The organism is Parasphingorhabdus sp. (assembly GCF_049667325.1).
Taxonomy (GTDB): domain Bacteria; phylum Pseudomonadota; class Alphaproteobacteria; order Sphingomonadales; family Sphingomonadaceae; genus Parasphingorhabdus.
Genome location: NZ_JBATHY010000107.1, coordinates 1 through 4,916, shown reverse-complemented (window position 1 = coordinate 4,916; position 4,916 = coordinate 1). Strand labels below are relative to the sequence as shown.

Below are 4,916 nucleotides of genomic sequence, written 5' to 3'. Positions count from 1 at the left end.
TGATTCGGTCGATGATCTTGGTTGATGCGCCGAGATAGACACCCATGGAGAGCACCGCGCCTTCGCCGACGCGTACGCCTTCAGCGACTTCGGCGCGGGCGCCAATAAACGCGCCGTCCTCGATAATCACCGGACCGGCCTGCAACGGTTCGAGCACGCCGCCGATGCCGGCGCCGCCGGAAATGTGAACATTCTTGCCGATTTGCGCGCAGCTGCCGACCGTCGCCCAGCCGTCGATCATCGATCCTTCATCGACAAACGCGCCGATATTGACAAAGCTCGGCATCAGCACGACGCCGCGTCCGATAAACGCGCCCTGCCGGACGATCGAGCCGGGCACCGAGCGGAATCCCGCTTCGCGAAAACGGTTTTCGCCCCAGCCGGCAAATTTGCTGGGTACCTTGTCCCAGTGGTTGGCGCCGCCGGGACCTTCGATGAGCACATTGTCATTGAGCCGGAAGGAGAGCAGCACCGCCTTCTTGAGCCACTGGTTGACCACCCATTTTCCGTCTTTTTTCTCCGCGACCCGGGCGGTCCCGTTGTCGAGCATCGCCAAAGCCTGGTTGACCGCCTCGCGTTCCGGTCCCTGCGACGTGAGGCTCAAGGATTCGCGCTTGTCCCAGGCGGCGTCGATTACGGTTTGCAATGCTGCGGTCATGATAGTTGCTCTTCTTTCACATGGTGGAGGCCGGTCACCCAGCTTTCCAGATCGGTAATTTCGTGATCAATATAGGCGGGATCGTGCTCCCGGCCAGCCCATTCTGCACCGGTGTTGATCCACACCGTCGTCATGCCCAATATCTTCGCCGGACGCAAATTGCGCGCCATGTCTTCGACAAACAGGGCGCGGGCCGGGTCGATACCGGTCGCGGCGATCAGGCTCTCGTAGGCAGCAGTCTGCGGCTTGGGAACGAGGCCGGTATCCAGGATATCGTGCATCTGGTGAAACAGGCCGCCCAGCCCGCGCTTTTCCAGCACCCGCTCGGCATAAGGCCGGTCGGCATTTGTGAACACCAGCTTTTCGCCGGGCAGCGCTTCGATCGCTGCCCGCACCAGCGGCGCCGGTGACAGGCGGTCCATTTCGATATCATGGACGAAATCGAGAAAGTCGGCCGGGTCGGTGCCGTGATGATGCATCAGACCGGCTAGCGTGGTGCCATGATCGTGAAAAAAGCCCTTCTGGATTTTGCGTGCCTCGACCAGATCGCAATCCAAGGTCCGGGCAATATATTCGCCCATCTTGATGTCTATCAGCGCGAACAGGTCGCAGGATGCCGGATAAAGCACATTGTCGAGATCGAAGATCCAGTGATCGATATGGGAGAGTTCCGGTGGCATGACGCTATCGACTAAAGACCGTTTCCGGCAATCACAAGCTGCAATATAAGCTAGGCCCGCGCGCCTGCATTCTCGACGTTCGCACTATTGTGCCGCAGGGCCTTCAGCACCGTTTCGACAATGCCATCCGCATCCAGACCCGCTTCTTTATATTGCAGATCCGGCTTGTCCTGATCCTGAAAAACGTCCGGCAGGCGCATGGTGCGGATCTTCAGGCCGGCGTCGGTCAGCCCGTTGTCCGACGCATAGGTCAGGACATGTGCGCCGAGGCCGCCGACCGAGGCTTCCTCGACCGTGACCGCCACTTCATGGGTGGTGAGCAATTTGCGGATCAGTTCTTCATCAAGCGGCTTGGCGAAGCGCAGGTCGGCGACGGTGGTGCTCAGGCCCTTGGCTTCGAGTCGAGCGGCTGCCTTCTTCGCTTCTTCGAGCCGGGCGCCGAGCGAGAGGATCGCGACCTTGGTGCCCTGCTTGACGATCCGGCCCTTGCCGATTTCCAGCCGTTCCAGCTTTTCCGGAATCGGCACGCCGGTGCCATTTCCGCGCGGATAGCGGAACGCAATCGGGCCGCTGTCGTGCAAGGACGCGGTATAGGTCATGTGGGCGAGTTCCGCCTCGTCGGCCGCGGCCATGACGACGAAATTGGGCAATGTCGCCAGATAGGTGACATCGAATGATCCGGCATGGGTGCTGCCATCCGCGCCGACCAGCCCGGCCCGGTCAATCGCAAAGCGGACGGGGAGATTCTGGATCGCCACGTCGTGCACCACCTGATCATAGGCGCGTTGCAGAAAAGTCGAGTAGATCGCGCAAAAAGGCCGCATACCTTGCGCGGCGAGGCCGGCGGCAAAGGTCACGCCATGCTGTTCGGCGATGCCGACATCAAAGGCCTTGTCAGGGTGCGCCTTGGCAAATCTATCGACACCGGTGCCCGAGGGCATCGCTGCAGTTATCGCACAGATACGCGGATCGCTGTCGGCCAGCCTGGCAAGGGTTTCGCCGAAAACATTCTGATAAGCGGGCGGCCCGCCTCCGGGTCCCTTGTTCTGCTTGCCGGATATCACATCAAACTGGGCGACGCCGTGATATTTGTCGTCCGCTTCCTCGGCAAATTTATAGCCTTTGCCCTTTTCGGTCACGACATGAATCAAGCAGGGCCCTTCCGCCGCGTCGCGAACATTTTCAAGAACGGGAATCAGATGTTCGAGATTGTGGCCGTCGATCGGGCCGACATAGTAGAAGCCCAGTTCTTCGAACAGAGTCCCGCCCATGGTCATGCCACGGGCAAATTCATCGGTCTTGCGCGCTGCATCATGGAGCACCTTGGGCAGTTTGCGGGCGATGCGGCGGGCCAACTGGCGGACGCCGAGAAATTCGCGGGAGGACACTATTCGGGCGAGATAGGCCGATAGCCCGCCGACCGGTGGTGCGATCGACATGTCATTGTCATTGAGGATGACGACCAGCCGGTTGCCCGCCGCTTCGGCATTGTTCATCGCTTCATAGGCCATGCCCGCGCTCATCGCGCCGTCGCCGATGACGGCTATGCCGCGACCGGGCTTGTCGTTCAGCTTGTTGGCAATAGCGAAGCCGAGGGCAGCGCTGATCGAGGTCGAGCTATGGGCAGCGCCGAAGGGATCATATTCGCTTTCCGACCGCTTGGTGAAACCCGACAGTCCGCCGCCTTGTCGCAAGGTTCTGATCCGGTCGCGGCGGCCGGTGATGATTTTGTGCGGATAGCATTGATGGCCAACATCCCAGATCAGCCGGTCTTCGGGGGTGTTGAAAACATAGTGGATTGCTGTCGTCAGCTCGACAACGCCGAGGCCGGCGCCGAGATGGCCGCCGGTGGTGGAGACCGTGTCAATCACCTCGGCGCGTAGCTCGTCGGCAAACTGGCGGAGCTGATCGGGCTTTAATTTCCGCAAATCTGCCGGAAGGGAGACATCATCCAGCAAAGGTGTATTCGAAACTGGCATATTCACTCCCTGATTGATTCCCGCTTTAACGGCATCGCAATGGTCTGTCGAACTTTCAGCAGGCTGTCGGTGAACCTTTGCTGACAAACGGGACGGATTAGCTGCATTTCTGGCAAATGCCCCGCACCTCTATCACCGGGCGGATAGAACTGAAGCCCTGGCTTTTTGCGACCGTGCGCACTTGCTGGGACAGGGGGTCGTCGTCAATATGAGTCGCCTCCCCGCAAGTGTCGCAAACCAGGAAAATACAATCATGCGCGCATCCGGGATGGCTGTTGGCAAGATAGGCGTTGGCGCTTTCGACCCGCATCGCAAGATTGTTGGTCACAAACAGGTCGAGAATACGATAAACGCTGTTTGGTGCGACGCGTTTGCCGCGTGCGATTGAAACAAGTTCGGCAATGTCATAGGCCGACGCCGGACGGGAGAAGCCCGCCAGCGCGTCAAAGATCGCCGCCCTCGTATCGGTCCATTTCTCGCCGGACTTTTCCAGATTTTCACGCGCGGCATCCGCCAGAGAATCGCCGTGATGCTCATGATGATCATGTTTTCCCATGGCGATAATTTAGGGATGTTTTGCCGCAAGGGCAATGGGCCGCATATTAATGCGTGGCGCGGTAGTTCAGATCGTGGCCCAGCGCGAGAACACCTACACCGAGCATCGTGTACAGTACCTCTGTTCCGCCATGGCCGCCTTCGTGACCCAAGGTGATCGCACCGATCATCATGCCGAGGCCAAGTCCGCCAATAGCCGCAGGCATCATATAGCCATGGTCCAGAACTCCGCGACCGAGCGTAAACAGGCCGAGCGCAATCGCGATGCCGAGGCCGATCTCGTGAATCAGCGGATCGAGCAGAAGCCCGCCCGCCGAGGACAGGATGGCAACAATGGCGATGGTCGAGACGCAATGGACCAGGCACAGGCCGGACACCAGGACGGCCAAGCGATCCCAAAGGCCATCCCTGATCAAAAGGCCATCTTTGTTCCACAATTTTGATGCCGTAAACACGACTCACTGCCTCACTTGTTGATTGCGTAGAGCCGATATAGGGAAAAGCGTGTTAAGATACAACATATCATCATTGAAGTTTCCTGCCTTTTTTGCGGGCGAAGTTCGCATTTCTGGTTGTCAGGCCATCGTTTTAAACCCAAATAGCCACCAATGACCGATCAGATCGCCCTGAATCAGCCGGAAATCAAGGCAAATACACGCCCAGTAGCGATCGCCAACTGGCTCTACTCGGTCGCCTTCCTGGTGTTCATCATGGTTGTCGTGGGCGGGATCACCCGGCTGACCGAATCGGGCCTGTCGATAACCGAATGGAAGCCGGTGACCGGGGCATTGCCGCCGCTCAGCGAAGCCGATTGGCTGTCGGAATTCGAGAAATATAAGCAAATCCCGGAATATCTCGAAATCAATGGCCCGGCGGGCATGACGCTGTCGGATTTCAAGTTCATCTATTTCTGGGAATGGGTACATCGTCTGCTTGGCCGGCTGATCGGTCTCGCTTTCGCGCTGCCGCTGCTCTGGTTCGCGTTCAAGCGGGCGATTCCAACCGGCTATGGCTTGCGATTGCTGGCCCTGCTCGCTCTCGGCG

General features: G+C 58.9%; 6 protein-coding genes. 1 reads left to right on the top strand and 5 read right to left on the bottom strand.

Annotated features, from left to right (window positions below; genetic code table 11):
* The 5 genes from WBM93_RS05670 to WBM93_RS05650 all read right to left on the bottom strand — a co-directional run.
* The coding region (locus WBM93_RS05670; RefSeq protein ID WP_424429343.1) for a 2,3,4,5-tetrahydropyridine-2,6-dicarboxylate N-succinyltransferase at positions 1–658 on the bottom strand (658 nt) is incomplete at its 3' end.
* A complete protein-coding gene (locus WBM93_RS05665) occupies positions 655–1,338 on the bottom strand; it encodes a pyrimidine 5'-nucleotidase (RefSeq protein WP_424429341.1) in 684 nt (227 codons plus the stop codon). The genes WBM93_RS05665 and WBM93_RS05670, both read right to left, overlap by 4 nt.
* Before the next feature lie 50 nt (positions 1,339–1,388).
* The gene (gene dxs, locus WBM93_RS05660; protein ID WP_424429338.1) at positions 1,389–3,317 is read right to left on the bottom strand and encodes a 1-deoxy-D-xylulose-5-phosphate synthase; all 1,929 of its coding nucleotides are present in this window, start codon (positions 3,315–3,317) and stop codon (positions 1,389–1,391) included.
* Positions 3,318–3,414: 97 nt separating this feature from the next.
* Positions 3,415–3,873, bottom strand: a complete 459-nt coding sequence (locus WBM93_RS05655) for a Fur family transcriptional regulator (RefSeq protein WP_424429335.1) — start codon at positions 3,871–3,873, stop codon at positions 3,415–3,417.
* Between the two features lie 46 nt (positions 3,874–3,919).
* Positions 3,920–4,327: a MerC domain-containing protein gene (locus tag WBM93_RS05650; RefSeq protein WP_424429333.1), complete on the bottom strand. Its 408-nt coding sequence runs from the start codon at positions 4,325–4,327 to the stop codon at positions 3,920–3,922.
* Positions 4,328–4,480: 153 nt separating this feature from the next.
* Between WBM93_RS05650 and WBM93_RS05645 the strand changes: the two genes are divergently transcribed.
* A partial coding sequence (locus tag WBM93_RS05645) for a COX15/CtaA family protein (RefSeq protein ID WP_424429330.1) occupies positions 4,481–4,916 on the top strand: 436 nt, incomplete at its 3' end.